The organism is Nocardioides sp. CF8 (genome assembly GCF_000389985.1).
Lineage (GTDB): Bacteria > Actinomycetota > Actinomycetes > Propionibacteriales > Nocardioidaceae > Nocardioides > Nocardioides allogilvus.
In genome coordinates, this window is record NZ_CM001852.1 from 2486784 (window position 1) to 2511871 (window position 25088).

Consider the following 25088-nt stretch of genomic DNA (forward strand, 5'->3'; position numbering starts at 1 on the left):
GCCGCGCGGCAGGGCGCGACGGAGGTGGTCGGGAGTGCGGGCCACCAGGGCGGCGACCTGCTCGGTCGTGGTCACCACCAGGTCGGGCGCGATCGGTGCCAGGACCCGCTCGCGCTCCGCGGGCGTGAGCGCGGGGTCGAGGGGCACCGGGAAGGTGCCGGCCGCCAGCAGCGAGATGACGAGGTCCACGTAGTCGTGGGAGCCGGGCACCAGCAGGGCGACCCGGGATCCCTCGCGCAGCTCGACGTGGTCCATGGCGCCATCCAAGCAAAGCCCGGACGGCGCGGACTCAGTGGCGGGGGACGAGGTGGTGGCGGAGCTCCACCGGACCGAGCTCGTCGTGGTCGTCGGCACGGGTGGCAGGCCCGGCGAACAGGTCGTGGCGTGCGTAGCTGACGAGCAGGGCTGCGATGGCGGTGGTCACGAGGACGAAGAGGAAAGTGGTCATGGCAGAAAGTCTGCGCTCGTTCTATTACTGCCACCAGTGGCAGGAATGACAGGGTTGATTGATTTACTGCCATCGGTGCGGCAGGGTGTTCCCATGCACAAGGTCGCGGTCGTGGTCCAGGACGGTGCCGAGCCCTTCGGGCTGGGCGCGATGTGCGAGGTGTGGGCCGAGCCCTACCACCCCGAGGACGACAACCCGGTCTTCGACTTCGTGGTCACCACCCCCCGCCCGGGGCGGGTCCGGGGCAGCGTCTTCGACCTGCACGTCGAGCTCGGCCTGGAGGCGGCGGCGGATGCCGACCTGGTCTGCGTGATCCCCAAGCGCGGCTATCTAGACCCTTCGCCCGAGGTCGTCGAGCTCGTCCAGCACGCCCACGACCGCGGCGCCTTCGTCTTCGCCCACTGCACGGCCGCGTTCGTGCTCGGCGAGGCCGGGCTGCTCGACGGCAAGCGGTGCACGACCCACTGGCGACACGTCGACGAGCTGGCCGCCCGTCATCCGCTCGCCCAGGTCGACGGCAACGTGCTCTACGTCCAGGAGGGCACCGTCGTCACCGGCGCGGGGTCTGCGGCCGGGCTCGACGCGGCCCTGCACCTGATGCGCCAGCAGTTCGGCTCACGCGTCGCCGCGTCGGCCGCTCGGCGCATCGTCGTGCCCCCGCACCGCGACGGCGGCCAGGCGCAGTTCATCGCGCGGCCGGTCCCGGTCTGCGAGTCGGAGGCACTCTCCCCGCTGCTCGCCTGGATCTCGGCCAACCTCGCCGAGGAGCTCACCGTCGAGGCGCTGGCCAGGCAGATGCACATGTCACCGCGGACCTTCGCGCGCCGCTTCAAGGACGAGACCGGCACGACGCCGTACAGCTGGGTGCTGGCCCAGCGCGTGCAGGCGGCCGAGGAGCTGCTCGAGCAGACACACCACTCCATCGACTGGATCGCCGGCGAGGTCGGCTTCGGCAACGCGGCGACCCTGCGCCACCACTTCGGCCGGTCGCGCGGCGTGAGTCCGGTCGAATATCGCCGTACGTTCAGCCAGACGGCCTGAGCCCCGGGCGTTCCATCCCCGAGCCTGCACCGCGCGGACGAACCGGCGCTCGGTAGCCTTGCGCGTGTGACGCACCAGCCGCTCTCCGCCATGTCCCGTGACGACCTCGCCACCCTGCTCCAGGAGCAACAGGCGGCCTATGCCGAGCTGAAGGCCAAGGGCCTCAAGCTCGACCTCACGCGGGGCAAGCCGTCGGCGGCCCAGCTCGACCTCGCCGACGAGCTGCTCAACCTGCCGCGCGGCTTCAAGGACAGCAGCGGCACCGACGTGCGCAACTACGGCGGCCTCACCGGCCTGACCGAGCTGCGCGAGATGTTCGCCGAGCTGTTGTGGGTCGAGCCCGAGCAGGTCGTCGCTGGCGGCAACTCCAGCCTCACCATGATGCGCGACTGCCTGATCTACATGTTGCTCTTCGGTGCCCGCGACAGCGACCGCGCGTGGAGCAAGGAAGACACGATCAAGTTCATCTGCCCGGTCCCCGGCTACGACCGGCACTTCACGTTGCTCGAGTCGCTGGGCATCGAGATGATCACCGTGCCGATGAACGACGACGGGCCCGACGCCGAGGCCGTGGCCGCGCTGGTCAAGGCAGACCGGTCCATCAAGGGCATGTGGGTCGTGCCGACCTATGCCAACCCGGCCGGCTCGATCTGCAGCCAGGAGGTCGCCGAGCGTCTCGCCTCGATGGACACCGCGGCCACCGACTTCAAGATCTTCTGGGACAACGCCTACGCCCTGCACCACCTCACGGAGGAGGAGGCCAAGAGCGCCGACATCCTCACCCTGGCCGCGGCGGCCGGTCACCCGGACCGCCCGATCATGTTCGCCTCGACCTCCAAGATCACCTTCGCCGGTGCGGGCGTCGCGTTCCTCGCGGCCTCCGAGGGCAACATCGCGTGGTACCTCGCGCACCTCGGCAACGGCTCCATCGGCCCGGACAAGGTCAACCACCTGCGCCACGTGCAGTTCTTCGGCTCCGCCCAGGGCGTGCGCGACCACATGGCCAAGCACCGCGCGATCATCGCGCCGAAGTTCGACGAGGTCGACCGGGTCTTCTCCGAGCGCCTCGGTGCCTACGACGTCGCGACCTGGAACAAGCCTGCCGGCGGCTACTTCGTCAACCTCGACGTGGTGCCCGGCACCGCGGCGCGCGTGGTGGCGCTGGCGAAGGAGGCCGGCATCGCCCTGACGCCCGCCGGCTCGTCCTTCCCCCACGGTGACGACCCCAACGACGCCAACATCCGGATCGCGCCGACGATGCCGCCGCTCGACGAGGTGACCGAGGCCATCGACGCCGTGGCCACCTGCGTGCTGCTCGCGGCGGCCGAGCAGCTCGCCGGGCAGGCGCAGGGCTGAGGCGTGCCGTTCCTGCCCTTCACCTTCTCCATCGTCGGCGTGCAGAAGGCGGGCACGTCGACGCTGCAGTGGATGCTCAACCAGCATCCCGAGGTGGCGCGACCTCCGCGCAAGGAGATGGGCTGGTTCGACGTGGACGGCGCGACCTGGCGCGACGCCGACCACTCGGCGTACGGCATCAAGCACGCGCGACCGGTCCACATCGCGCTCGGCGACGCCACCCCGCGCTACCTGCTGATGCCCGGATCCCTGGAGCGGATGCGTGAGCAGCGACCGGACATGCGCCTGATCGCGGTGTTCCGCGACCCGATCGACCGGCTGGTGAGCCAGTGGGTGATGGTGCGCGACCGCCAGCCGGACAAGGCCCCGGACTGGCCGGAGATGATGGCGTGGCGCCCCGAGGACTTCCCGACCGAGATGCCCCCGCAGTTCGTGGGACCGGGCGGGCGCGCGCGCTTCATGCGCGCGTCGGGGGTGATCCGCGGCTACTACGGCGGCCAGGTGCGCCACGGGCTGAGCGTCTTCCCGCGTGAGCAGTGGCTCTTCCTCGACTTCGCCACCCTGCTGGCCGAGCCCAACCCCACGCTCGACCGGGTGACCCGCCACATCGGCGTGGGCAGGTTCAAGCCCTACCCGCCGTTGAAGCGGCTGATGGCCGGTTCGCCGACCATCGCCGGCACCCCGCCCACGGGCGAGGACCTGATGACGCTCGCCCGCGCCCTGGAGCCCGAGCTGGCGGAGTACGTCGCGCTCACGGGGCTGTCCGTGGACCACTGGACGACCGAGCGCCTGCTCACCGGCGAGCTGGACGCCGACGAGCAGGCAGAGGCCTACGCCCGGAAGGCCGGCCTGGCCTGAGGCTCGGGCCGCGCTTCGCCGTACGCTCAAGCCGCGTCGTTGGGGAACCACATCGGGCTCAATCGAGTACTCGGGCCCGATCTTGTTCCCCAAGCGCGCGCCTGGGGAACGGAATCGGGCTGGCGAGTCGCCGTACGCCCGATCTGGTTCCCCAGCGCCAGCGGTGTGCTCAGGCGGCTGCGACGAGGCTGCCGCGCACCAACGCGGCGTAGTGGCCGCCGCGGAGCAGCAGCTCCTCGTGGGTGCCGAGCTCCACTATCCGCCCGTGGTCGAGCACCGCGATCCGGTCGGCGTTGCGCACGGTCGAGAGCCGGTGGGCGATGGTGATCGTGGTGCGGCCCCGGGCGAGGACGTCGAGGGACTCCTGGATCGCGCGCTCGGTCTCGTTGTCCAGGGCGCTGGTGGCCTCGTCGAGCACGAGGATCGCGGGATCGCGCAGCAGCGTGCGGGCAATGGCGAGGCGCTGCTTCTCACCGCCGGAGAACCGGTGACCGCGGGAGCCGACGACGGTGTCGTAGCCGTGGGGGAGGCTCGCGACCAGGTCGTGGATCCGGGCCTGGCGGCAGGCCGCCTCGATCTCCGCGTCGCTCGCGCCGGGGCGGGCGTGCAGGAGGTTCTCGCGGATGCTGGTGTGCATCAGGTAGGTCTCCTGGGTGACCATGCCGACCCTGCTCGCGAGGTCGGTGGCGGCCGCGTCGCGCACGTCGACACCGTCGATGAGCACGCGGCCCGAGGTCGGGTCGTGGAGGCGGGCCACCAGCCCGGCGAGGGTCGACTTGCCGCTCCCGGTCGTGCCCACGAGCGCGAGGCTGGAGCCGGCGGGCACGGTGAGGTGGATGTCGGTGAGGACGTCGCGGTCGGCGTCGTAGCCGAAGCCGACGTGCTCGAAGCGGACCTCGCCGCCGAGCCGGGGGAGCGGCGTGGGGTCGACCGGCTCCGGGAGGTCGATCGGCAGGTCGGCGTACTCGAAGATCCGGGAGAACAACGCCATCGAGGCCGTGATCTCGACGCCGACGTTGAGGAGTCCCATCAGTGGGCGGAACAGCGTGCCCTGTAGGGCGATGAAGGCGACGAGGGTGCCGATGGTCATGCCGCCGGACGTCGCGGGAAGGCCCGCGGCGAGGTAGATCGCGGCCGGGATGGCGGCGAAGACGACGTTCATCGTGGCCATCCGCCAGCGACCGGCGAGGCGGGAGCGGATCTCGAGGTCGACCAGGTCGGCCGAGGTCTCCTCGAAGCGCGTGCTGAGGGCGCCGCCGACACCGAGCGTCTTGGTGAGGAGCACGCCGCTGACGGAGAGTCCCTCCTCGATCTGCACGTGCAGGTCGGCGAGCCGGCGCTGCCGCTGGGCGGTGATCGTGTGGCGCATGCGAGCGACCTGGCGGGTGAGGAGGACCGCCGGCGGCAGGACGACCAGCGACAGCAGTGCCAGCCGCCAGCTCAGCGCCGCCATGGCGACGGCCGTGCCGACGACGACGGTGACGTTGGCCGCGATCGAGGTGGCGGTGCTGGTGACGACGCTCTGCATGCTGCCGATGTCGTTGACGAGGCGGGACTGGACGTCGCCGCCGCGGGTGCGGGTGAAGAAGCCGAGCGACTGTCGCTGGAGGTGGGCGAAGAGGTCGCTGCGCAGGCGGTGCATGACGCGCTGGCCGACGGAGGTCGAGAGCCAGGTCTGCACGACGCCGATGGCGGCGGTGGCGATCGCGACGCCGAGCATGGCGAGCACGAGCAGGACGAGCAGGCGCACGTCCTGTCGCGGCAGGGCCTCGTCGATGACGTGGCGCACCAGGAAGGGCTGTGCGAGGCCGATGGTCGAGCTGACCATGATCAGTGCGATGACCAGGGTGAGGGTGCCGCGGTGCGGCGCGAACAGGCGCGCGATCCGGGCGAGGGGCACGGGGTGGTCCGCGAGCTGCCGCTTGTCGGCGGGGTCGGGACGGCCGCTGCGGGAGCGGCGGGAGCCTGAGTGGTCATCCACGCGACCAGCTCCTCTCTGATTCGGAAAAGTTATTCGTGAGGTAACCTCACTATGAGGCTACAACGCAGATGCCACTACAGTTGTTCCCATGGATTCGCCCGCGTCCGACTCGACCGGAGACCTGCTGATGGCAGCCGCCCGGATGATCCGTCGCGAGACGGCCCAGGAGCTCGACGCGTGGGGGATCACCCCGGCGCAGTCGCGAGCGCTGAAGGTGATCGCCTCCTCCGAGCCGGTGCGCCCCTCCGTGCTCGCCACGTGGCTGCGGATCACACCACGCTCGGCGACCGAGGTCGCCGACGCGCTGGAGGGGCACGGCTGGATCGCCCGTGCCGCCGACCCCACCGACCGGCGGGCGACGACCCTGGCGCTGACCCCCGCGGGCCGGCTCCTGCTGCGGCGGATCGAGGACGTCCGCGGGCAGGCCGCGGAACGCGTGCTCGACGTCCTGAGCGAGCGCGACCGCCGTACCCTTGACCGGATCCTCACGAAGTTGGGAGAGCAGGCGTGACGTTGCGGGTGGGACTGACCGGAGGCATCGCCTCCGGCAAGAGCACGGTCTCGACGATGCTGGGCGAGCTGGGCGCGGTGGTCATCGATGCCGACGCGCTCGCCCGCGAGGTCGTGGAGCGGGGCACGCCCGGGCTGGACGCGGTCGTGGCGGAGTTCGGTCCGGCGCTGCTGACGCCCGAGGGTGACCTCGACCGGGCCGCCATGGGGTCGCTGGTGTTCGGCGACGTCGCCGCCCGCAAGCGCCTCGAGGCGATCGTGCACCCGCTGGTCTTCGAGCGCATGGTGGCGCTCGAGCAGGCCGCGGGCGACGACGACCTGGTCGTCCACGACATCCCGCTGCTGGCCGAGGGCGGCCGCGCCGACACCTTCGACGCCGTCGTGGTCGTCGACTGCCCGCCCGAGCTGCAGATCGCCCGCATGGTGTCGGACCGTGGCTGGAGCCGGGAGGACGCCGAGTCGCGGATCGCGGCCCAGGCCACCCGCGAGCAGCGACTGGCGATCGCGACCCACGTCATCGAGAACACCGGCACCATCGACGAGCTCCGTGACCGGGTCGTCGCGGTGTTCGTGTCGCTGCGGTCCGAGGCCTGAAGACATCCCGCGGGCCTGTTGCCTGCGCCGGAAGTGTGCTCGACTGGCTGGATGCTGTTGCGTGCGCCGTCAGTGAGCAGGGCCGAACAGGCCGTCCGACGCATCGAGCGTGCGGAAGGGATCGATGTCCTGGCCGACCGCGTCCGCGCGGGTGCCCAGGACGCGCTGGTCGCCCCACCCGGCCTCGACCGCCTGCTCGGCGGTGACTGGCTGGGCCACCGGGTCCACCCGGTCGCGGCGCAGGTGCCCCTCGGCGCCTGGCTGATGGCCACCCTGCTCGACGTCACCGGCTCGGAGAAGCACGCGGCTGCGGTCGACGCCCTCCTGCTCACGGGTTGCCTGTCCGCGCTGCCGACGGCCATCACCGGCGCCCACGACCTGGCCACCACGTCCGGGAGCGAGACGCGGGTGGCGCTGGTGCACGCGATCGCGATGGACGCCACCTTGGCGCTCTTCGTGACGGCGTTGGTCAAGCGCCGCCGCGGGGACCGGCGCACCGCGCGTCGCCTCGCGCTCGCCGGGACCGCCCTGGCCGGCGCGGGCGCCTACCTCGGAGGACACCTGGTCTTCCGGATGGGGGTCGGCGTCGAGCGGTGACCGGGGAGACGGCGGGTTTCGGGCGCGTACGGCGACGCGGGTAGCCTTCGCGCCGTGCGTACCCACCGAGCCGCGACCGTCCTGACCGTCGTGGCCTTCCTGTTCGCCGGGTGCACGTCGCAGGCCGAGGCTCCCGACGCCCCGGTGAACGGACCGGCGACGTCGTCGGCGCCGAGCGAGACGCCCGTTGACCCGGCGACGCCGCTCGGCTGGGGTCCCACCGTCGGTGAGCTCGACGAGGCACGCGCCCTCGTCGCCGACATGTCGAGCGAGCAGCTCGCCGGTCAGGTCATCGTGGGTCGCTACCTCGGCACCGATCCCGCCGAGGTCGCCACGATGCTGCGCGAGCACCACCTCGCCGGCATCTCCATCACCAACGGCAACATCGTCGACGAGGCGCAGGTGCGGGAGATGACCGCCGCGCTGACCCAGGCGTCGCTCGACGACGGGCGGGACTACCCGCCGGTGCTCGGGGTCGACCAGGAGGGCGGCTACGTGTCGCACCTGCGCGGCATCGCGACCGAGTTCCCCGCCTTCGACGCCGCCGGGGAAGCGATCGAGGCGGACGGTCCCAGCGGCCGGGAGGTGGTGCGCCGGGCGGCGTACGCCACCGGGCTCGAGCTGCGCGACCTCGGCTTCACCTGGGTCTTCGCCCCGGTGGCCGACGTGACCATCGGTGCGGCCGACCCGACGATCGGCACCCGCTCCGCCAGCGAGGACCCCGCGATCGCCGCCAAGGCGACCGCCGCCGCCGTACGCGGCTTCGACGCCTCCGGCGTCGTCTCGACGGTCAAGCACTTCCCGGGCCACGGTGCCGCCACCAGCGACAGCCACGACACCTTGCCGGTGCTGGAGTCGTCGCTGGCCGAGATCGAGGCGCACGACCTGCCGCCGTTCGAGGCGGCCATCGACACCCACGCGCCGGCGGTGATGCTCAGCCACCTCGACCTCACGGCGATCGCCCCGGGCGTGCCTGCGTCGCTGGCGCCGGAGGTCTACCGGATGCTGCGCGAGGACCTCGGGTTCGAGGGGGTCGCGATCACGGACTCCCTGGGCATGGGCGCGGTGGCCTCCAGCTTCAAGCCGGCCGTGGCCGCGCTCAACGCCGGGGCCGACCTGCTGCTGATGCCGGTCGACACGGTCGAGACGCACCGCGTGGTCACCAAGGCCCTCGAGGCCGGGGAGATCTCCCGCGAGCGGATCGAGGAGGCCGCGGCCCGGGTCGTGGCCGTGCAGCTGTGGCAGCAGCGTGCTGCCGCCCAGGAGCCGGTGCCGGCCGACGTGTCGACGCTGACCCAGGACGCCGCTGCCGCGCTGAGCGCTGCGGCGTACTGAGCGAAATCACCAAGACCCGCCCCGATGCGTGATCTGGGCGGGTCTGCTGCCTGGGAGGAAGGCTGGTGGAGCGGTCCTATGCGGCGGTGCTGCCGGTCGCGAGGTCCGGGTCGCCGATGCGGCGCAGCTTCTGCAGGGCCTCCCGCTCGAGCTGGCGGACCCGCTCGGCGGAGATGCCGTGCTTGGCACCGATGTCGGCCAGCTTGTGCTGGCGGCCGTCGTTGAGGCCGTAGCGCGCCCGGATGATGTCGGCTGCCCGCTCGTCGAGGTGGGAGACGAGGTCCTCGAGCCGCTGGCGCGCCTCGACGTCGAGGAACTCCAGGTCGGGCCCGGGCGCGGTCTCCTGCGCCATCAGGTCACCGAGCGAGGTGTCGCCGTCCTCGTCGACCGGGGTGTCGAGCGAGACGTGGTCGCGTCCCCACGACATGAGGTCGAGGACCCGGTCGACGTCCATGTCGAGCTCGGTGGCGATCTCGTGGGGCTCCGGGTCGCGGCCGAGCTGGCGCTCGAGGGTGCGACGGGCACCGGAGACCTGGTTGAGCTCCTCGACGACGTGCACGGGCAGGCGCACGACGCGGGCCTGCTGCGCGATGCCGCGCGTGATGGCCTGTCGCACCCACCACGTGGCATACGTCGAGAACTTGTAGCCCTTGGAGTAGTCGAACTTCTCGACCGCCCGGATCAGGCCGGTGTTGCCCTCCTGGATCAGGTCGAGCATCGGCATCTGCGAACGGCCGTACTTGCGGGCGATCGACACGACGAGGCGCAGGTTGGCGGAGATGAACTGGTCGACGGCCTTGCGGCCCTCCTCGGCCAGCCACTCCAGCTCCTCCTCGGTGGCGCGGCCCGGGGCGCCGCCCTTCTTGCGACCGACGCGGCCCTCCTCGAGCAGCTTCTCGGCCAGCAGGCCGGCCTCGATGGTCTTCGACAGCTCCACCTCGGTGATGGCGTCGAGCAAGGGCGTGCGGGCGATCTCGTCGAGGTAGAGCCCGACGCTGTCGCGACCTTCGATCTCGCGGGTCGCGCCGCGCGTGCCCCGGCCCGCCGCGCTGCGCGCCGGTGCGTTCTTGGTGATCTGTGTTGTGGTCATGGTCGCCTCCTCCGTGTGACGCGTTTCCCCGTTTGCATCACGTCGTGTTCAACGGCCCACGGTGCCCGGAGATTCCCGGTCGGTGTGGTCGCCCTTCATCTGCACTGACGTTCGGCAGTTCCGCAGAGTTGCAAGGACCGGCAACTCTCAGGGACTTCTCAGGGCTGTTCGGAGCGAACACGGATCCGGATCGCCCGGAGGGGTGGAGCACGCGGGCCGTCCACAGGGTGATCCACATCTGTGTGGAGAAGTGACTGTGTTCTGTGGAGCACAGGAGAACTTCTGTGGACACGCCTGTGGGACCGAAGGTTTGTTCGTCCAACCCCTTGCGCAGCCGGTGCGTGACGGCATAGAACTCTCTCTACCGGCACCGCTTGCGGAGCCGGGGATCAGACCGAAACGCAGAACTCTTCACGGCGAGCTTGCTCGCTGCGGGGGCCCGGTGACGGGGACCTCGGAGGTCGGCGGAGGTCGTGATCGATCGGACGTCACCGCAACCGGTCAAATCTGAGGGGCTCCTGACGCTCATACCGCCAGGAGCCCCTCACCCATTTCCGGCGAGCCACGCTCACCGGCCGGTGCTCAGTCCTCGGCGGGTCGGGCCGCGGGTGCGAGAGCGGGATCGTCGACGGAGAAGGACCGCACGGGCCCCGGCGGGGTCTCGGCCGTCTCGAAGCGCACCGTCACCACGCCCTTGCCGGACCCCCAGACCCAGCCCGCGCCCATCTCGGTGTGCTCGACGTCCATCCCGGGCGCGTAGCCGCGCCGGGCGGGCTCGACGGCCGGGAGCTCGATGTCGGGCTCGTCGGGCTCGGTGTCGCCGAAGAGGTCTTCCTGGATCCAGTCGGCGAGCCCGGAGACCCCCACCCCCAGCAACCGGACGCCGCCCGAGGTGTCCAGGTCGGTGAGCAGGCTCTTGGCCACGCGGGCGATGGTCGGGCCGCTGTCCGTGGGGGAGGGCAGCGTGGAGGAGCGGCTCACGGTGGTGAAGTCGTGCAGCCGCACTTTGATCGTCACCGTGCGCCCGGACAGGCCGTGCTTGCGCAGGCGCTCGCCGACGTGGCTTGCCTGCCGCGCCAGCAGGCCCTCCATCAGCCGGCGATCGGTCAGGTCGGTGTCGTAGGTGCCCTCCGAGCTCACCGACTTCGTCTCGCGGTCGGGCACCACCGGGCGGTCGTCCTGCGCCCGCGCGAGCCGGAAGAGGCCGTGGCCGTGCGCCTTCCCGAGCAGCCGGACGAGCTCCTCCTCGCTGACGGCCTCGAGGTTGGCGATGGTGTGGATGCCGGCTCGCCGCAGCCGCTCGGCGGTCGCGGGGCCGACACCGGGGATCACGGTCACCTTCATCGGTCGCAGGAGGTCGCGCTCGGTGCCGGGCGGCACCACGGTCAGGCCGTCGGGCTTGTCCAGCTCGCTGGCGATCTTGGCGATGAACTTCGAGGAGCCGATGCCCACGCTCCCGGTCAGCCCGCCGGTGACCTCGGCGACCTGCGCACGCAGCGCTTCGCCGTACGCCACGACCGTGGGGACCTCGAGGTCGGGAAGGCCGGCCTGCGCGAGGTCGACGAACGCCTCGTCGAGGGAGAGCGGCTCCACGAGCGGCGAGGCGGCACGCAGCACCGCCATCACCCGGCTGCTGGTCTCGCGGTAGGCGTGGAAGCGCCCGCTGAGGAAGGCGGCGTGGGGGCAGCGGGCGCGCGCCTCGCGGCTGGACATGGCCGAGCGAACGCCGAAGGCGCGGGCCTCGTAGGAGGCCGTGGCGACGACGCCCCGGCCACCGACGCCGCCGACGATCACGGGCTTGCCCCGCAAGGACGGCTTGTCACGCTGCTCGACGGCGGCGAAGAACGCATCGAGGTCGAGGTGCAGGACGGAAGCGGTGCTCCTCACAGGCTCACCGGTCGTCCCACGTCACCCCGGCATTCTCGCAGTCGCGTCCGCCTGCGCACCGCGCCGCTCCGCCCGACCCCCGGTTTTCCACAGGACGAAACCGGCCGGCATCCACCCGGCGGTGCCGGGGAAGCGTGTCGAGCATGACCACACCAGATCCCGTCTCCCGCCAGATGAAGGCCACCTGTCCCGAGGACCTGCTCGCCTTCGTGCCCGTCGCCATCGGCTTCGCGCCCACGAGCTCGGTCGTGCTGCTGAGCATCGAGGGCGCCCGGCCGTTCCATGCCCGCATCGACCTGCCCGCGGACGAGTCGGACGTCGACGACGTCCTCGAGGCGCTCCTGCGCCCGGCCTGCCGCAACCAGGTCACCAAGGTCGTCCTGGTCGTCTACGACGACGACACCGCCGTCGCCGACGAGACTGCCTGGTGCCTGCACGAGGGCTTCACCGAGGCCGGCATCGAGGTCTTCGAGCTGCTCCGCGTCCACGACGGCCACTACTTCGCAGTCCTGCCCGGCCGGAGCCCGGAGGCCTACCGCGGGATTCCCTTCGACGTCGGACACCACCGGTTCGCCGTCGAGTCGGTGTTCGGTGGGCGGGTGACGCATCCCTCGCGCGAGGCACTGGCCGCAACCGTGGCCTGCGACCCGGTCGGATCGGGGATCGTCGCCGGGCTGGTGCCCGAGGCCGTCCCCCTGCCCCCGGCGGCGGTGCGCCGGCTCATCGCCACCCACGCCGTGTCCGGCGCGACGGCACCGGCCGAGGAGGTCGCGGTGCTGGCCGTCTCGCTGGCGCTCCCCGACGTGCGGGACGAGGCCTGGCGCTGGCTGCGCCGGGAGAGCGCACGGTCGTACGTCGAGTTCTGGAGCGACGTCGTCCGGCGCACGCCGGAGGAGCTGGTCGCGGGACCGGCCGCGGTGCTCGCGTTCACCTGCTGGCTGGCGGGAGAAGGAGCGCTCGCGTGGTGCGCGGTCGACCGCGCCCGTGCGGTGGCTCCTGCGCACTCCCTGGCCGGCCTGGTGGCGGAGATGCTGACGTCCGCCACCTCGCCGGAGCTGTGGGAGGAGACCGCCCGGCGGATGGGCGAACGGGCGGACGGGGCTGCCTGATCGCTGCGCGGGTCCCCACGGCGCCCCGCGCATGGCTATCGTCTCGACATGGGCGAAGAAGTGGAGCAGCAGGAGTTCTCACGGGCCGACCGCACCGCGTACCGGGAGAAGGTGCGACGCAACCTCGACGTGTTCGCCCGGATGCTGCGCGAGGCCCGCTTCGACACCGATGACCCGATGACCGGGCTGGAGGTCGAGCTCAACCTCGTCGACGACGAGGGCAACCCCGCGCTGAAGAACGCCGAGGTGCTGGACGCGATCGCCTCACCCGAGTTCCAGACCGAGCTGGGCCAGTTCAACATCGAGATCAACGTCGCGCCCGCCACCCTGCGCGAGGGCGGGTTGACCATCTTCGAGGACAGTCTGCGGCGATCGCTCAACGAGGCCGAGTCCAAGGCCGCCCGGTCCGGTGCCCACCAGGTGATGATCGGCATCCTGCCCACCCTGGACGAGGGCCACATGACGGTGCACAGCCTCAGCTCCAACCCCCGCTACAAGCTGCTGAGCGAGCAGATCCTGTCCGCGCGGGGCGAGGACATCACCATCAACATCTCCGGTCGCGACCGGCTCTCGACGACGGCCGACTCGATCGTGCCGGAGGCGGCCTGCACCAGCACCCAGTTCCACGTGCAGACCTCGCCCGACGACTTCGCCGCCTACTGGAACGCCTCGCAGGCGATCGCCGGCGTGCAGCTCGCGGTGGGCGCCAACTCGCCGTACCTCCTCGGCAAGGAGCTGTGGCGCGAGACCCGGATCCCGCTCTTCGAGCAGGCGACCGACACCCGCAGCGACGAGCTCAAGGTGCAGGGGGTCCGGCCCCGGGTGTGGTTCGGCGAGCGCTGGATCACGTCGGTGTTCGACCTGTTCGAGGAGAATGTCCGCTACTTCCCGGCGCTGCTGCCCATCACCGACGACGAGGACCCGCTCGAGGTGCTGGAGGCGGGCGACACCCCCACCCTGTCGGAGCTGCGACTGCACAACGGCACGATCTACCGCTGGAACCGGCCGGTCTACGACATCGCCGGGGGAGTGCCGCACCTGCGCGTGGAGAACCGGCTGCTGGCCGCCGGGCCGACCGTGGCCGACACGATCGCCAACGCGGCCTTCTACTTCGGGCTCGTCCGCTCCCTGGCGGAGAGCGAGCGGCCGCTGTGGTCGCAGATGTCCTTCTCGGCCGCCGAGGAGAACTTCCACGTCGCCGCCCAGCAGGGTGTGGACGCGCAGATCTACTGGCCGGGCATCGGCCAGGTGCGCGCGACCGAGCTGGTCCTGCGCCGCCTGCTGCCGATGGCGCACGAAGGGCTCGATGCCTGGGGCGTCGAGGCCTCGGTGCGCGACCGGCTGCTGGGCATCATCGAGCAGCGGTGCCTGACGGGCACCAACGGTGCGGAGTGGTTCGTCGCCCGGATGCAGGCCCGCGAGGGCGAGGAGCGGTTCGACGCCTTGCGGGCCACGCTGCAGGACTATCGCGAGCGGATGCACACCAACGAGCCCGTGCACACCTGGGACTAGTCAGCTGCCCGGCGCGCCCGAGCGTCGGCGCAGCCGGCTCCACTCGCGCAGCACCTCGCTGCGGGGGTCGCGCCAGCCGGTGCGGGTGACCACGACGAACGGCACGTCCACCTCGGACTCCGCGCAGGCGGCGTACCACGCTGCGGACCAGGCGACGTCGGCGTCGTGCAGCGACAGCGAGCCGCTGCGGCTCAGCCACGCCCACCGGTGAGGGGCGGCGGCTCCTGTGCGCTGGAGGAGGGCGGCGCAGATGTCGGTGCGCAGGGCCTGGTCGAGGAGCTGTCCTCGCTCCACCACGTGTCGCGCGACGGCCAGGCCGGGGGCTCCCACCTGCACCGACACCGGCGCGCGCCCACGCGGTGCGGACTCCTTGAAGTCGATCACCGCCGCTCGCAGCACGGCGTGCTGGATGCGGGTGATCGGCGCGGACAGGGGCATGGGTCCACCATGCCCCGAGTGGACCGGTCGTGCGTCGCGTCGTCCACAGGCTCCCGCCGGGACCGCGGATTGGGTACGGTGCCGGGGAAGCCGGACGCAACGACGCGTGCGGCACCGCGAAGAGGAGACGCCATGGGCACCGTTGTCGTCGGATATGTTCCCAAGCCTGAGGGCGAGGCCGCCCTGGCCACCGCCATCTCGGAGGCCAAGCTCCGCGGCAGCAAGCTCGTCGTGGTCAACTCCCACCGCGGCGGGAACGACTTCGACCAGGGCAAGGCTCGCGCGGCCGAGGACGACATGGACGCCGTGCGCAAGACGCTGGACGCGGCCGGGGTCGAGTACGACATCCGTCAGCTCGTCCGCGGCTTCGAGCCGGCCGAGGACCTCATCAGCCTGGCCGAGGCCAACTCCGCAGAGCTGCTCGTGATCGGGCTGCGCCGCCGCTCGCCCGTCGGCAAGCTGATCCTGGGCTCCAACGCGCAGCGCATCCTGCTCGACGCGCACTGCCCGGTCCTGGCGGTCAAGGCCGACTGAGCCGGGCACGGTGGACGTCGTCGGGCAAGATGTGCGCATGGCCATCCAGATCACCGGCGACGCGAGTGCCGACAAGATCCTCGACGAGTCCCCCTTCGCCCTGCTGGCGGGGATGATGCTCGACCAGCAGTATCCGATGGAGCACGCGTTCCGCGGCCCGGCGAAGGTCACCGACCGCTTCGGGTCCTTCGACCCGGCGGCGATCGCTGCTGCCGACCCCGAGGAGTTCGCCGCGATGGCAGCCACGACGCCGGCGATCCACCGGTTCCCCGGCTCGATGGCCACCAAGCTCCAGGAGCTCGCCCGCATCGTCACCGACGACTACGACGGCGACGCCTCGCGGCTGTGGACCGAGGCGGCTGACGGCAAGGACCTGCTCAAGCGGGTGATGGCCCTGCCGGGCTTCGGAAAGCAGAAGGCGCAGATCTTCGTCGCCCTGCTGGCCAAGCAGCTCGGGGTGCGGCCCGACGGCTGGGAGCAGGCCGTGGGCGACTACGCGCTCGAGGGCTTCCGGTCCGTGGCCGACGTCGTCGATCCCGCCTCCTTGCAGAAGGTGCGCGACTACAAGAAGCAGAAGAAGGCGGCCGCCAAGGTCGCCTCGTCGGCCTGACGAGCACCGCGTGGAAACGCTGTGGAGGCGCCGTTGCCGGGCCTTGACCAAGACCGTGGCAGAATGACAACGCGGCTCTTGACTTGACCGGGCCTTGCCGCGCCCCGATGCCGTTTGACGAGAGGTGTTCGTGTCCCCGCACGCACGCAAGTTGCTCCCCGCAGAGGTGCTCACGCACCCGTCCATCGTTGCGCTGATCGAGCGCGGTTCCCCGGCCGGGAGTGTGACGCCCGAGGAAGTTCGACAAGCCAGTGACGACGCGGCCGTCGAACCCCGACACCTCAAGGCTCTGCTGGTCCACATCAGTGGCCTGGGCATCACCGTGAACGTCGATGCGGCGAGCACCCGGGCGGTGGCAGCCACGTCGAGCACCCGCAAGACGACCACGGCGGCCGCCAAGAAGACCGCGGCCAAGGCTCCGGCCAAGAAGGCCGCCGCCACCAAGGCCACCGCGGCGAAGCCGGCTCCGGTCGACGACGTCGAGGCGCCCGCCAAGAAGGCGCCCGCCAAGAAGGCCCCGGCGAAGAAGGCCGCGGCCAAGAAGGCTGACACGGTCGACGTCGCCGTCGACCTCGTGCCGGCCGTCGTCGGCCCCGACGGCAAGAAGCTGCTCCCTGACCTCCCGGACGAGCAGTTCGAGAAGGACGTCAAGGTCGACCCGACGATCAAGGAGGACGAGAAGCAGGCCTTCACCGTCTCCGCGTCGGACGACACGGACGAGCCCGAGCAGCAGGTCATGGTCGCCGGTGCGACCGCCGACCCGGTCAAGGACTACCTCAAGCAGATCGGCAAGGTGCCCCTCCTCAACGCCGAGATGGAGGTCGAGCTCGCCAAGCGGATCGAGGCCGGCCTCTTCTCCGAGGAGAAGCTCAACAAGGGCGGCAAGATCACCCCGAAGGTCCTCGAGGAGCTCGAGTGGATCTCCGAGGACGGCCGCCGCGCCAAGAACCACCTCCTCGAGGCCAACCTGCGTCTGGTCGTCTCGCTGGCCAAGCGCTACACCGGTCGCGGCATGCTCTTCCTGGACCTCATCCAGGAGGGCAACCTCGGCCTGATCCGCGCGGTCGAGAAGTTCGACTACACCAAGGGCTACAAGTTCTCGACCTACGCCACGTGGTGGATCCGTCAGGCCATCACCCGCGCGATGGCCGACCAGGCGCGCACCATCCGCATCCCGGTGCACATGGTCGAGGTCATCAACAAGCTCGCTCGCGTCCAGCGGCAGATGCTCCAGGACCTGGGCCGCGAGCCCACGCCCGAGGAGCTCGCCAAGGAGCTCGACATGACCCCCGAGAAGGTCATCGAGGTCCAGAAGTACGGCCGCGAGCCCATCTCGCTGCACACGCCCCTGGGTGAGGACGGCGACTCCGAGTTCGGCGACCTGATCGAGGACTCCGAGGCCATCGTGCCCGCCGACGCGGTCAGCTTCACGCTGCTGCAGGAGCAGCTGCACGCCGTGCTCGACACCCTCTCCGAGCGTGAGGCGGGTGTCGTGTCGATGCGCTTCGGTCTCACCGACGGCCAGCCCAAGACGCTCGACGAGATCGGCAAGGTCTACGGCGTGACGCGCGAGCGCATCCGTCAGATCGAGTCGAAGACGATGAGCAAGCTGCGCCACCCGTCGCGCTCGCAGGTGCTCCGGGACTACCTGGACTGATCGAGACCTCTCGTGCGAACCGCGGTCGCCCTGCTCTGTGCGGGGTCGGCCGCGGTTGCATTTGGCTGTACGGCGCCAGCAGACGAGCCCCGCGACCCGCCCGTCCAGCTGCCGTCCGTGGGCTTCGTGCTCTTCGACCCCGAGCTCGACGGCGCGCAGCCGGTCACGACCACCGTCGACCCCGACCACGTCTCCACGACCTACGAGTGGGCCGAGCACCAGGGGTTCACGCTCTCGCAGCAGCCTGACCCCGGCAGCGACCTGTGCGAGGCGCTGGCCGCTCGCCGGATGGCGGGGGACTCCTGCACGGTCACCGACGGGGTGATGGTGACGCGGATGGAGGAGATGAGTGGCGTCGCGCTGGTGCGCGGCGCGACCCTGCTCTTCGCCAGCGGGCTGGTCACCGAGGCCGACGCTGGGTTGCTCGACCGCGCGACGGAGGCGCTGCGGGCCGCCCCGGAGACGACCCTCGACGACCTGGGCGACGTGCGTGCGGGCACAGCGGCACCGGCCGAGCCCGTCACCGCACCGGTGGTCCCGGACGACTTCGAGGTCGCGACCGCGATGAAGGCGGTCCGGCACCTGGCCGGCACCATCGGTCCGCGGGAGGCGACGAGCCCGGCCTACGCGCGCGCGGCCCGCTGGGTGGGCAGGCAGTTCGACCGGCTCGGCTACACCGTGCAGCGGCAGCGCATCGCCGTACCCGCCGGAAGCTCGTGGGGCGTGCCCGTCGACGCGGGACGGTCGCTGAACGTCGTCGCCCGGCCGCCCGGGTTCGAGCCGGAGCAGCCCCACCTCGTCGTCGGGGCCCACCTCGACACCGTGCCGCAGGCGCCCGGGGCCGAGGACAATGCGTCGGGCATCGGCGTCATGCTGGCCGTCGCCGAGGCGACGGCGCTGCGCCACACCCGGCTGCCGGTCGTCTTCGTCGCCTTCGGGGCGGAGGAGCCGCGGAGCGGGACCGATCCCGAGCAGCACCACTTCGGGTCACGGGCCTACGTGCGGACGCTGTCGCCGGGGGAGCGCGACGCGATTCGCGGCATGGTCTCGCTCGATCGCGTCGGGGTCGGCGCGCGGGTGCCGGTGGGTTCGGCCGACGACACCGACCCGGTCCAGCGGCAGCTGCTCGCGGCCGCTCGACATGCCGGTGTGCCGACGACTCCCGACCCCGACCAACGCAGCAGCGACCACTGGTCCTTCGTGCGTACCGGGCTGCCGGGAGCGCGCTTGGGCAGCACGCCGTACGTCGGCTACCACTCGGCGCAGGACGTGGTGTCCGTCGTCGAGCCTGCCCAGGTCGAGCGGGTGGGCCGGCTGCTGCTGGCCTGGCTGGCCCCGCGCTGACGCGTCAGAAGCCTGCGCAGCGTCGGAGCGCTGCCAGGTCTGCCTCGAAGCCGGCCGCACTCGTGAGCTCTTGCGGCAGGCCGTCGGTGCCGATCCGGGCCGGCGCCCACTCGCGGTCGACCACTCGCGCGCGACCGGAGGGATCGGCCGGCGGCCGGACGGTGAGGGTGAGCACGCCGGTGGTCGCAGTGGGGGTGTACCAGGCGTAGTTGCCCAGGCCGTAGGCCACGTAGCCGGGTCCGAGCCGTCCGTCGCCCTGGAGCTGGTGCGCGTGGCTGCCGACGACCACGTCGGCGCCTCGATCCACCAGGTCGGCGGCGAGGGTGCGCTGGTCGTCGGTGGGGCAGTCCTCGCCCTGGATGCCCCAGTGCAGGTAGACGACGACCACGTCGGCGGTCTCGTCGGCAGCGGCGACGGCGCGCAGCAGCCGCCGCGGGTCGACGGCGTCGGCGGTGCCGGGGGAGCCGTCGGTCGCGGCCCAGTGCCCGGTGGGGTCCGCGGTCGGGTCGGTGGCGGCGAGCGTGGCCCCGATGGTCGCGACGGTGGTGCCCCGGATCTCGGTGAGGGCCGGTGCGAAGGCGTCGTCGCGGTTGCGGCCGATCCCGACGACCGTCAACGAAGGCTCGGTCTCGTCGAACGTCTCCTTCAGGAGTGCGAGGCCGAAGTCGAGCGCATGGTTGTTGGCCATCGAGGCCACGTCGATCCCGGCCTCGGCCAGCGCCCGGAAGGCTGTGGGCGGCGCCTGGAAGGTGAACCTCTTGGCCGGGTCGGGGCGGCCGCCGGTCCCGACCGAGGTCTCCAGGTTGACGATCGCCAGGTCAGCGGCCGCGAGCGTGCCGGTGACCGGCGCCAGCGCCGTGGCCGGGTCGTCGAGCCGCGCGCGCAGCGCGCCCTCGAAGTGGATGTCGCCGGCCACCGCGATCGTCAGCGTGCGCGGGGTGCTGGGGGCTGCCGTGGCGGGGCTGGTGGTCCCGGTCGTCGCTGCGTGCACCTCGGGGGCCTCGTCGGCTGGTGGCGTCGCCGTACAGGCAGGCAGCGCGAGCATCGCGACGACGAGCGGCCACCTCATGGCCTCACAGTAGGGGTCAGCCGGCCGCGACCAGGGCGACGCACAGGCCGCAGAACCCCAGGCCGAGCGCCTGGCCGCGATGGATGTGCTCGCGCAGGACGGTCGCCGCCAGCAGGATCGTGAAGGCGGGGTAGAGCGAGGTGAGCACGGCGGCCACCGTCAGCAGGCCGGACTGGGTGGCGAGCAGGAAGGCGAGCGCGGCAGCGCTGGCCAGCACGCCGGCCAGCAGGCCGCCGGTGACCTCGGACCGTGCGGTCGGGCGCCAGGGGGCCCTGAGCATGGTCGCGGTGAGGACCACGGCGACCAGGGCCGCCGCCTGGGCGACAGCGAGCGGCCAGAAGCCGGCACCGTCGGGGACCTGGCCGATGGCGGCGAAGAGCAGGCCGAAGCCGAGGCCGGCGAGGATGCCGTCGACCAGACCTGCGGCCAGGCTGCCGTCACCACCCGGCTCGCGGCTGACCAGCCAGATGCCGGGGACGGCGGCGGCGATGCCGAGCCAGACGAGCAGCTCGGGCCGCTCACCGGCAGAAACGCCCACCGCGACGGGCAGGATGGCCGCGCCAACGGCCGAGATCGGCGCCACGACGCCCATCCGGCCGGCGGCGAAGCCGCGGTAGAGGAAGGCGCCGCCGAGGCCCGACCCGACACCGCCCAGGGCGCCCCAGGCGAGGTCGGTGCCGCTGGCGTGGCCGGCGGTGCCGAGCGCGATCAGGACCGAGCAGGCGAAGGCGCCGATCGCGCACATGAACGCCACCGGCCAGGCGGAGGTGCGACGTGATGCGAGGCCACCGGCGAAGTCAGACAGGCCGTAGGCCAGCGCAGCGGCCAGGGCCAGCACGATGCCCATCAGCCGGTCACCACGATGCCGACGATCCAGGTGGCGACGGCCAGCAGCGACGCCGTGAGCTCGATCACGATGGAGAGGCCGACCGCACGGAGGGCGTGCCGGGTCGCCGGGCCGGCGGCTGCCGCACCGAGGCGGCGGCGCTCGGCGGCGTACACCCCGAGGACGAAGCCGATGAACAGCCCGACGACCGGGACCACGAAGAAGCCGACGATGCCAACCACGCCGCCCACCACGAGCGTGGAGCGCGGGACGCCGGCTGCCTTGAGGCGGCGGCCGGGGACGACGTACTTCACGATCGTCCCGATGGCCAGGAACCCCAGCGCGATCGCGACGACGACCCAGCCGGTGGAGGTGTTGAGGTCGATTGCCCAGAGCAGCAGCCCGCCGACGAGCAGGAGCAGCCCCGGGATCACCGGGACGATGATGCCGGCGATGCCGACCGCGAGCAGCGCGGCCACGACGAGTTCGGTGAAGGTCACGGGGGGAGCCTTCCACAACGACGACGGCCCCCGACCGGATGGTCGGGGGCCGTCGTGGCGTAGGTGGGTGGCGGCTCAGTCGCTGTCGCGAGCACCGGCCGGCGTGGGCTCGAGCTTGTGCGTCTCGTCGTGCACGTGGGACGCGATCGAACGGAGCTTGTCTCCGTGCTCCCGGGCGTGGTGGGCACAGAAGAGCAACTCACCGCCGGTCTGCAGCTCGACACGCAGGTAGGCCTGGGCACCGCAGCGGTCGCAGCGGTCAGCTGCCGTCAGGGCGGCAGGCTGGGGGGCAATGGCTGTAGTCACATCGGCCTCATTTCTCTCCATCGGTGTCTGGCCCAACGTAGTCACCGGGTCAAAGATTCCCGGCTGGTGCAATCGGGGTGGGACGTGGCCATCCAATCATTGATACGTGTACCCCGTTGGGCGTATCCCCAACCGTGGGACGTGCCTGGTGTTCGTTGCGTTGCGGTCGAACGGATTGCGTGATGCGAATGTGATCACGCTAGACCTGTCATGTCCTCGAGGGCGGCAAGCGTGCCCTGCGCCGCTCCACGGCGTGTCGCGGGTAGGTTTTCTCCTTGTGGCAGCACCGGCAGACAACACGTACAACGCGGCACACCTCCTCGTCCTCGAGGGGCTCGATGCGGTTCGCAAGCGCCCCGGCATGTACATCGGCTCGACGGACACCCGCGGGCTGATGCACTGCCTGTGGGAGATCATCGACAACGGTGTCGACGAGGCGCTCGCGGGCGTCGCCCACCGCGTCGAGATCACCCTGCACCCCGACGACTCGGTCGAGGTCTACGACGACGGTCGCGGCATCCCGACGGACAAGGAGCCCAAGACCGGGCTCCCCGGCGTCGAGGTGGTCGCCACCAAGCTGCACGCCGGCGGCAAGTTCGGCGGCGGCTCCTACGTCGCGACCGGTGGCCTGCACGGCGTCGGACTATCGGTGGTCAACGCGCTGTCATCGCGGATGGACATCGACGTCGATCGTTCGCCCACCCAGCAGGGCCTGTCGTTCCAGCGCGGCGTGCCCGGCGTCTTCGACGGCGAGGGCCCCACGGCTTCCTTCAAGCCGCAGTCGGGCCTGACCCGCAAGGGCAAGCGGGTCGCGAAGGACAAGACCGGCACCCGCATCCACTTCTGGCCGGACCGGCAGATCTTCACCAAGGACGCCGGCGTCGAGATCGAGGGCCTGCTGGGCCGCGCCCGCCAGACGTCGTACATCGTCCCCGGCCTCGAGCTGGTCATCAACGACCAGCGCGGTCCGGAGCCCGTCTGCGAGAAGTTCCTGCACGAGGGCGGCATCAGCGAGTTCGCCGACTTCCTCTCCCAGGGGGAGCCAGTCACCGACATCCTGCGCCTGCAGGGCATGGACACCTTCACCGAGACCGTGCCGTTGCTCGACGACAAGGGGCACATGACGCCGCAGGAGGTCGAGCGCGAGCTGACCGTCGACGTCGCGCTGCGCTGGTCCAACACCTACGACACCCAGGTCCGCTCCTTCGTCAACGTGATCGCGACGCCCAAGGGCGGCACGCACGTCAGCGGCTTCGAGTCGGCGATCACCTCGACGTTCAACGACGTGATGCGCTCGGCCAAGGTGCTCAAGGTCAACGACGACAACGTGATCAAGGACGACGTGCTCGAGGGCATGACCGGCGTCGTGACGGTCCGGCTGGCCGAGCCGCAGTTCGAGGGCCAGACCAAGGAGATCCTCGGCACCCCGGCGGCTCGCAACGTCGTGCGCAAGGTCGTCGCCGCCGAGCTCAAAAACTTCCTCACCTCCACCAAGCGGGCCGAGAAGGCCCAGGCCAAGCTGGTCATGGAGAAGGTCGTCGGCGCCTCCAAGACCCGGATCGCGGCCAAGCAGCACAAGGAGACCCAGCGCCGGAAGAACGCGCTCGAGTCCTCCGCGCTGCCGGCCAAGCTCGCAGACTGCCGCTCGGCCGACAACGAGCGCACCGAGCTGTTCATCGTCGAGGGTGACTCGGCGTTGGGTACGGCGAAGTTCGCGCGTGACTCCGAGTACCAGGCGCTGCTCCCGATCCGCGGGAAGATCCTCAACGTCCAGAAGGCCTCGGTGGGCGACATGCTCAAGAACACCGAGTGCGCCTCGATCATCCAGGTCGTCGGCGCCGGCTCGGGGCGTACCTTCGACCTCGAGTCCGCCCGCTACGGGCGGATCATCTTCATGGCCGACGCGGACTCCGACGGCTCGCACATCCGCTGCCTGCTCGCCACCCTGTTCTTCAAGTACATGCCCGAGCTGCTCAAGGAAGGGCGGGTCTACACCGCCGTACCCCCGCTGCACCGCATCGAGCTGACCAACCCCAAGAAGGGGATGGACAAGTACGTCTACACCTACTCCGACGACGAGCTGCACCGCCGCCTCGCCGAGCTGAAGAAGAAGAACGTGCGCTGGAAGGAACCCCCGCAGCGCTACAAGGGCCTCGGTGAGATGGACGCCGACCAGCTGTCCGAGACGACCATGGACCCCCGCCACCGCACCCTGCGCCGGCTGACCGTCGACGACGCCGAGGTCGCTGCCCAGGTCTTCGAGCTGCTGATGGGCTCCGACGTCGCGCCGCGCAAGGAGTTCATCGTGCAGGGCGCCTATGAGGTCGACGTCGAGTCCCTCGACGCCTAGGACGCGTGAAGCGCACGCGTTCTGACGCGTGGAAACGCACGCGTTCGCTGCGTCGTCACTACGCTGCTCGCCATGATGAGAGCTGCAGAAGATGTCGCCCTGGGAACGCAGATGGCTGTTGGTGGTCTGGAGTTCCTGGCCCTCAGCCTGGTGATGTGGGCAGTCGCGGCATACGTCGCCTACTGGGTGCTGCGGAAGGCGATCGCGCACGGGATCCAGGACGCACAGCGACATGGCGAGAACCGGAGCGACAACGAGTTGCGCGCCCCGGACGCACCCCTCGATCGCTAGGTGCCCGACTGTGTGGCTTCGGTGTCACATGGAGACACCGAAGCCACACGGTCGTCGCGTCAGGGGAGGAGGGTGCGCAGCGACGCGTGCGCCTCGACCAGGGACGGGCCGTACCACGTGATCAGCCGGCCCGACACGAGCTCGGTGGGCGTCGTGAAGGCCTCCGGGCCGTCGTCGGCGGTGAAGACGTAGGGCTCGTCGGGCAGCAGCACCGCGTCGGCTCCGGCGCCGTCGATGACGGCCAGGTCGAGGCTCGGATAGCGGTCGGGCTGGTCGGTGAAGACGTTGACAAGGCCCGCGCGGGCGAGCAGGTCACCGGTGAAGGTGTTGCGGCCGACCACCATCCACGGATCCCGCCAGATGGGTACGGCGACGCGCGCACGCGCCACCATCGGCTCCCCGCACCACAGCTCACGAGCCTGGGCGAGCCAGGCAGGTCGCTGCCAGCGCAGCACGTCGTCGAAGAGCTCCTCCATGGCGTCGATCGCCTGAGGGACGGTCTCGATGACGCTGACCCACACCTCGACGCCAGCATCGCGCAGACGGCGTACGTCGAGCTCGCGGTTCTCCTCCTTGTTCGTGATCACCACGTCCGGAGCCAGGGCGATGATCGCCTTGGTGTCGGGATTCTTGGTGCCCCGCACTCGCCGTACGTCGAGGTCGGCCGGGTGGGTGCACCAGTCGGTCACGCCGACCAGGGCACCCGCGTCGACGCTGGCGATCGCCTCCGTCAGCGACGGGACGAGGCTGACCACCCGGCGCAGGCCGCCGTGGCCACTCTCGGGCTCGGTTTCGTCCCGCCCGTCGCCCGGGCTCGCAGGCTCGCCCGGGCGGGGCTTGCTCAA

The 25088-nt window shown here is 71.1% G+C and carries 26 protein-coding genes; 15 read left to right on the top strand and 11 right to left on the bottom strand.

Features of this window, described 5'->3' with window-relative positions:
• Both CF8_RS12090 and CF8_RS22030 read right to left on the bottom strand, forming a co-directional pair.
• Nucleotides 1-255 (bottom strand): AMP-binding protein (locus tag CF8_RS12090; RefSeq protein ID WP_036490878.1); only part of this gene is annotated, 255 nt, incomplete at its 3' end.
• 34 nt (nucleotides 256-289) lie between these two features.
• On the bottom strand, nucleotides 290-448 hold the full coding sequence (locus tag CF8_RS22030) for a hypothetical protein (RefSeq protein ID WP_156887214.1): 159 nt from the start codon (nucleotides 446-448) through the stop codon (nucleotides 290-292).
• Nucleotides 449-541: 93 nt separating this feature from the next.
• Here CF8_RS22030 and CF8_RS12095 point away from each other — a divergent pair, with 93 nt between their 5' ends.
• The 3 genes from CF8_RS12095 to CF8_RS12105 all read left to right on the top strand — a co-directional run bounded on the left by CF8_RS12095 (nucleotide 542) and on the right by CF8_RS12105 (nucleotide 3703).
• A complete protein-coding gene (locus tag CF8_RS12095) occupies nucleotides 542-1489 on the top strand; it encodes a GlxA family transcriptional regulator (protein WP_010833400.1) in 948 nt (315 codons plus the stop codon).
• A 90-nt stretch (nucleotides 1490-1579) separates the two neighbouring features.
• Nucleotides 1580-2845 (top strand): aminotransferase class I/II-fold pyridoxal phosphate-dependent enzyme, encoded by a 1266-nt coding sequence (locus CF8_RS12100; protein ID WP_036492998.1) that lies wholly within the window; start codon nucleotides 1580-1582, stop codon nucleotides 2843-2845.
• Between the two features lie 3 nt (nucleotides 2846-2848).
• On the top strand, nucleotides 2849-3703 hold the full coding sequence (locus CF8_RS12105; RefSeq protein WP_010833402.1) for a sulfotransferase domain-containing protein: 855 nt from the start codon (nucleotides 2849-2851) through the stop codon (nucleotides 3701-3703).
• 169 nt (nucleotides 3704-3872) lie between these two features.
• Here CF8_RS12105 and CF8_RS12110 read toward each other — a convergent pair whose 3' ends face one another.
• On the bottom strand, nucleotides 3873-5684 hold the full coding sequence (locus CF8_RS12110; protein ID WP_010833403.1) for an ABC transporter ATP-binding protein: 1812 nt from the start codon (nucleotides 5682-5684) through the stop codon (nucleotides 3873-3875).
• Between the two features lie 88 nt (nucleotides 5685-5772).
• Here CF8_RS12110 and CF8_RS12115 point away from each other — a divergent pair, with 88 nt between their 5' ends.
• From CF8_RS12115 to CF8_RS12130, 4 genes are all read left to right on the top strand, one after another.
• On the top strand, nucleotides 5773-6195 hold the full coding sequence (locus CF8_RS12115) for a MarR family winged helix-turn-helix transcriptional regulator (RefSeq protein WP_036490879.1): 423 nt from the start codon (nucleotides 5773-5775) through the stop codon (nucleotides 6193-6195).
• Nucleotides 6196-6197: 2 nt separating this feature from the next.
• Nucleotides 6198-6788, top strand: coding sequence for a dephospho-CoA kinase (gene coaE / locus CF8_RS12120; RefSeq protein WP_036492999.1), 591 nt, complete (start codon nucleotides 6198-6200; stop codon nucleotides 6786-6788).
• A 72-nt stretch (nucleotides 6789-6860) separates the two neighbouring features.
• Entirely contained in the window at nucleotides 6861-7385 is a 525-nt protein-coding gene (locus CF8_RS12125) for a DUF2231 domain-containing protein (protein ID WP_051204209.1), read from the top strand.
• A gap of 54 nt (nucleotides 7386-7439) precedes the next feature.
• Nucleotides 7440-8720, top strand: coding sequence for a glycoside hydrolase family 3 N-terminal domain-containing protein (locus tag CF8_RS12130; protein WP_010833407.1), 1281 nt, complete (start codon nucleotides 7440-7442; stop codon nucleotides 8718-8720).
• Nucleotides 8721-8796: 76 nt separating this feature from the next.
• On the opposite strand, the gene CF8_RS12135 is transcribed toward CF8_RS12130, so the two are convergent.
• On the bottom strand, nucleotides 8797-9810 hold the full coding sequence (locus tag CF8_RS12135) for a sigma-70 family RNA polymerase sigma factor (RefSeq protein WP_010833408.1): 1014 nt from the start codon (nucleotides 9808-9810) through the stop codon (nucleotides 8797-8799).
• 582 nt (nucleotides 9811-10392) lie between these two features.
• Nucleotides 10393-11697, bottom strand: coding sequence for a DNA polymerase IV (locus tag CF8_RS12140; RefSeq protein WP_010833409.1), 1305 nt, complete (start codon nucleotides 11695-11697; stop codon nucleotides 10393-10395).
• 143 nt (nucleotides 11698-11840) lie between these two features.
• Between CF8_RS12140 and CF8_RS12145 the strand changes: the two genes are divergently transcribed.
• Both CF8_RS12145 and CF8_RS12150 read left to right on the top strand, forming a co-directional pair.
• Nucleotides 11841-12806: a DUF4192 domain-containing protein gene (locus CF8_RS12145; protein WP_084622862.1), complete on the top strand. Its 966-nt coding sequence runs from the start codon at nucleotides 11841-11843 to the stop codon at nucleotides 12804-12806.
• A gap of 48 nt (nucleotides 12807-12854) precedes the next feature.
• Complete coding sequence (locus tag CF8_RS12150; RefSeq protein WP_010833411.1) at nucleotides 12855-14318, top strand: glutamate--cysteine ligase GCS2; 1464 nt, start codon at nucleotides 12855-12857, stop codon at nucleotides 14316-14318.
• Here the strand turns inward: CF8_RS12150 and CF8_RS20975 are convergent, their stop codons facing one another.
• Nucleotides 14319-14756, bottom strand: a complete 438-nt coding sequence (locus CF8_RS20975) for a hypothetical protein (RefSeq protein ID WP_010833412.1) — start codon at nucleotides 14754-14756, stop codon at nucleotides 14319-14321. It lies immediately after the preceding gene.
• A 132-nt stretch (nucleotides 14757-14888) separates the two neighbouring features.
• On the opposite strand from CF8_RS20975, the gene CF8_RS12160 reads away from it, so the two are divergent.
• The 4 genes from CF8_RS12160 to CF8_RS23180 all read left to right on the top strand — a co-directional run bounded on the left by CF8_RS12160 (nucleotide 14889) and on the right by CF8_RS23180 (nucleotide 18901).
• On the top strand, nucleotides 14889-15290 hold the full coding sequence (locus CF8_RS12160; RefSeq protein ID WP_010833413.1) for a universal stress protein: 402 nt from the start codon (nucleotides 14889-14891) through the stop codon (nucleotides 15288-15290).
• A 37-nt stretch (nucleotides 15291-15327) separates the two neighbouring features.
• Nucleotides 15328-15900 carry an HhH-GPD-type base excision DNA repair protein gene (locus tag CF8_RS12165; protein WP_036490883.1) on the top strand — a complete coding sequence of 191 codons (573 nt, stop codon included), beginning with the start codon at nucleotides 15328-15330 and terminating at the stop codon, nucleotides 15898-15900.
• A 124-nt stretch (nucleotides 15901-16024) separates the two neighbouring features.
• Complete coding sequence (locus CF8_RS12170) at nucleotides 16025-17557, top strand: RNA polymerase sigma factor (RefSeq protein ID WP_036490887.1); 1533 nt, start codon at nucleotides 16025-16027, stop codon at nucleotides 17555-17557.
• Nucleotides 17558-17569: 12 nt separating this feature from the next.
• Nucleotides 17570-18901, top strand: coding sequence for a M28 family metallopeptidase (locus tag CF8_RS23180; protein WP_232211500.1), 1332 nt, complete (start codon nucleotides 17570-17572; stop codon nucleotides 18899-18901).
• A gap of 4 nt (nucleotides 18902-18905) precedes the next feature.
• Here CF8_RS23180 and CF8_RS12180 read toward each other — a convergent pair whose 3' ends face one another.
• The 4 genes from CF8_RS12180 to CF8_RS12195 form a co-directional block, all read right to left on the bottom strand.
• Complete coding sequence (locus CF8_RS12180) at nucleotides 18906-19970, bottom strand: CapA family protein (RefSeq protein WP_010833417.1); 1065 nt, start codon at nucleotides 19968-19970, stop codon at nucleotides 18906-18908.
• 16 nt (nucleotides 19971-19986) lie between these two features.
• Nucleotides 19987-20817 (bottom strand): EamA family transporter, encoded by an 831-nt coding sequence (locus tag CF8_RS12185; protein WP_010833418.1) that lies wholly within the window; start codon nucleotides 20815-20817, stop codon nucleotides 19987-19989.
• On the bottom strand, nucleotides 20817-21296 hold the full coding sequence (locus tag CF8_RS12190; protein ID WP_010833419.1) for a DUF456 domain-containing protein: 480 nt from the start codon (nucleotides 21294-21296) through the stop codon (nucleotides 20817-20819). The genes CF8_RS12185 and CF8_RS12190 overlap by 1 nt, the downstream gene beginning before the upstream one ends.
• A gap of 75 nt (nucleotides 21297-21371) precedes the next feature.
• The gene (locus CF8_RS12195; protein ID WP_198016834.1) at nucleotides 21372-21623 is read right to left on the bottom strand and encodes a DUF7455 domain-containing protein; all 252 of its coding nucleotides are present in this window, start codon (nucleotides 21621-21623) and stop codon (nucleotides 21372-21374) included.
• A 256-nt stretch (nucleotides 21624-21879) separates the two neighbouring features.
• Between CF8_RS12195 and CF8_RS12200 the strand changes: the two genes are divergently transcribed.
• Together CF8_RS12200 and CF8_RS12205 are read left to right on the top strand one after the other, a co-directional pair.
• The gene (locus CF8_RS12200) at nucleotides 21880-23952 is read left to right on the top strand and encodes a DNA gyrase/topoisomerase IV subunit B (RefSeq protein ID WP_010833421.1); all 2073 of its coding nucleotides are present in this window, start codon (nucleotides 21880-21882) and stop codon (nucleotides 23950-23952) included.
• Between the two features lie 72 nt (nucleotides 23953-24024).
• The gene (locus CF8_RS12205) at nucleotides 24025-24243 is read left to right on the top strand and encodes a hypothetical protein (RefSeq protein ID WP_198016835.1); all 219 of its coding nucleotides are present in this window, start codon (nucleotides 24025-24027) and stop codon (nucleotides 24241-24243) included.
• A gap of 59 nt (nucleotides 24244-24302) precedes the next feature.
• Here CF8_RS12205 and CF8_RS12210 read toward each other — a convergent pair whose 3' ends face one another.
• Nucleotides 24303-25088, bottom strand: a complete 786-nt coding sequence (locus CF8_RS12210; protein WP_332248892.1) for a helical backbone metal receptor — start codon at nucleotides 25086-25088, stop codon at nucleotides 24303-24305.

Bases quoted from the DNA above. Each gene is read 5' to 3' on its own strand.
- CF8_RS22030 (WP_156887214.1), bottom strand. From the start codon at position 448: ATGACCACTTTCCTCTTCGTCCTCGTGACCACCGCCATCGCAGCCCTG.
- CF8_RS12095 (WP_010833400.1), top strand. From the start codon at position 542: ATGCACAAGGTCGCGGTCGTGGTCCAGGACGGTGCCGAGCCCTTCGGG.
- CF8_RS12100 (WP_036492998.1), top strand. From the start codon at position 1,580: ATGTCCCGTGACGACCTCGCCACCCTGCTCCAGGAGCAACAGGCGGCC.
- CF8_RS12115 (WP_036490879.1), top strand. From the start codon at position 5,773: ATGGATTCGCCCGCGTCCGACTCGACCGGAGACCTGCTGATGGCAGCC.
- CF8_RS12135 (WP_010833408.1), bottom strand. From the start codon at position 9,810: ATGACCACAACACAGATCACCAAGAACGCACCGGCGCGCAGCGCGGCG.
- CF8_RS12145 (WP_084622862.1), top strand. From the start codon at position 11,841: ATGACCACACCAGATCCCGTCTCCCGCCAGATGAAGGCCACCTGTCCC.
- CF8_RS12150 (WP_010833411.1), top strand. From the start codon at position 12,855: ATGGGCGAAGAAGTGGAGCAGCAGGAGTTCTCACGGGCCGACCGCACC.
- CF8_RS20975 (WP_010833412.1), bottom strand. From the start codon at position 14,756: ATGCCCCTGTCCGCGCCGATCACCCGCATCCAGCACGCCGTGCTGCGA.
- CF8_RS12160 (WP_010833413.1), top strand. From the start codon at position 14,889: ATGGGCACCGTTGTCGTCGGATATGTTCCCAAGCCTGAGGGCGAGGCC.
- CF8_RS12165 (WP_036490883.1), top strand. From the start codon at position 15,328: ATGGCCATCCAGATCACCGGCGACGCGAGTGCCGACAAGATCCTCGAC.
- CF8_RS12180 (WP_010833417.1), bottom strand. From the start codon at position 19,970: ATGAGGTGGCCGCTCGTCGTCGCGATGCTCGCGCTGCCTGCCTGTACG.
- CF8_RS12185 (WP_010833418.1), bottom strand. From the start codon at position 20,817: ATGGGCATCGTGCTGGCCCTGGCCGCTGCGCTGGCCTACGGCCTGTCT.
- CF8_RS12195 (WP_198016834.1), bottom strand. From the start codon at position 21,623: ATGGAGAGAAATGAGGCCGATGTGACTACAGCCATTGCCCCCCAGCCT.
- CF8_RS12205 (WP_198016835.1), top strand. From the start codon at position 24,025: ATGATGAGAGCTGCAGAAGATGTCGCCCTGGGAACGCAGATGGCTGTT.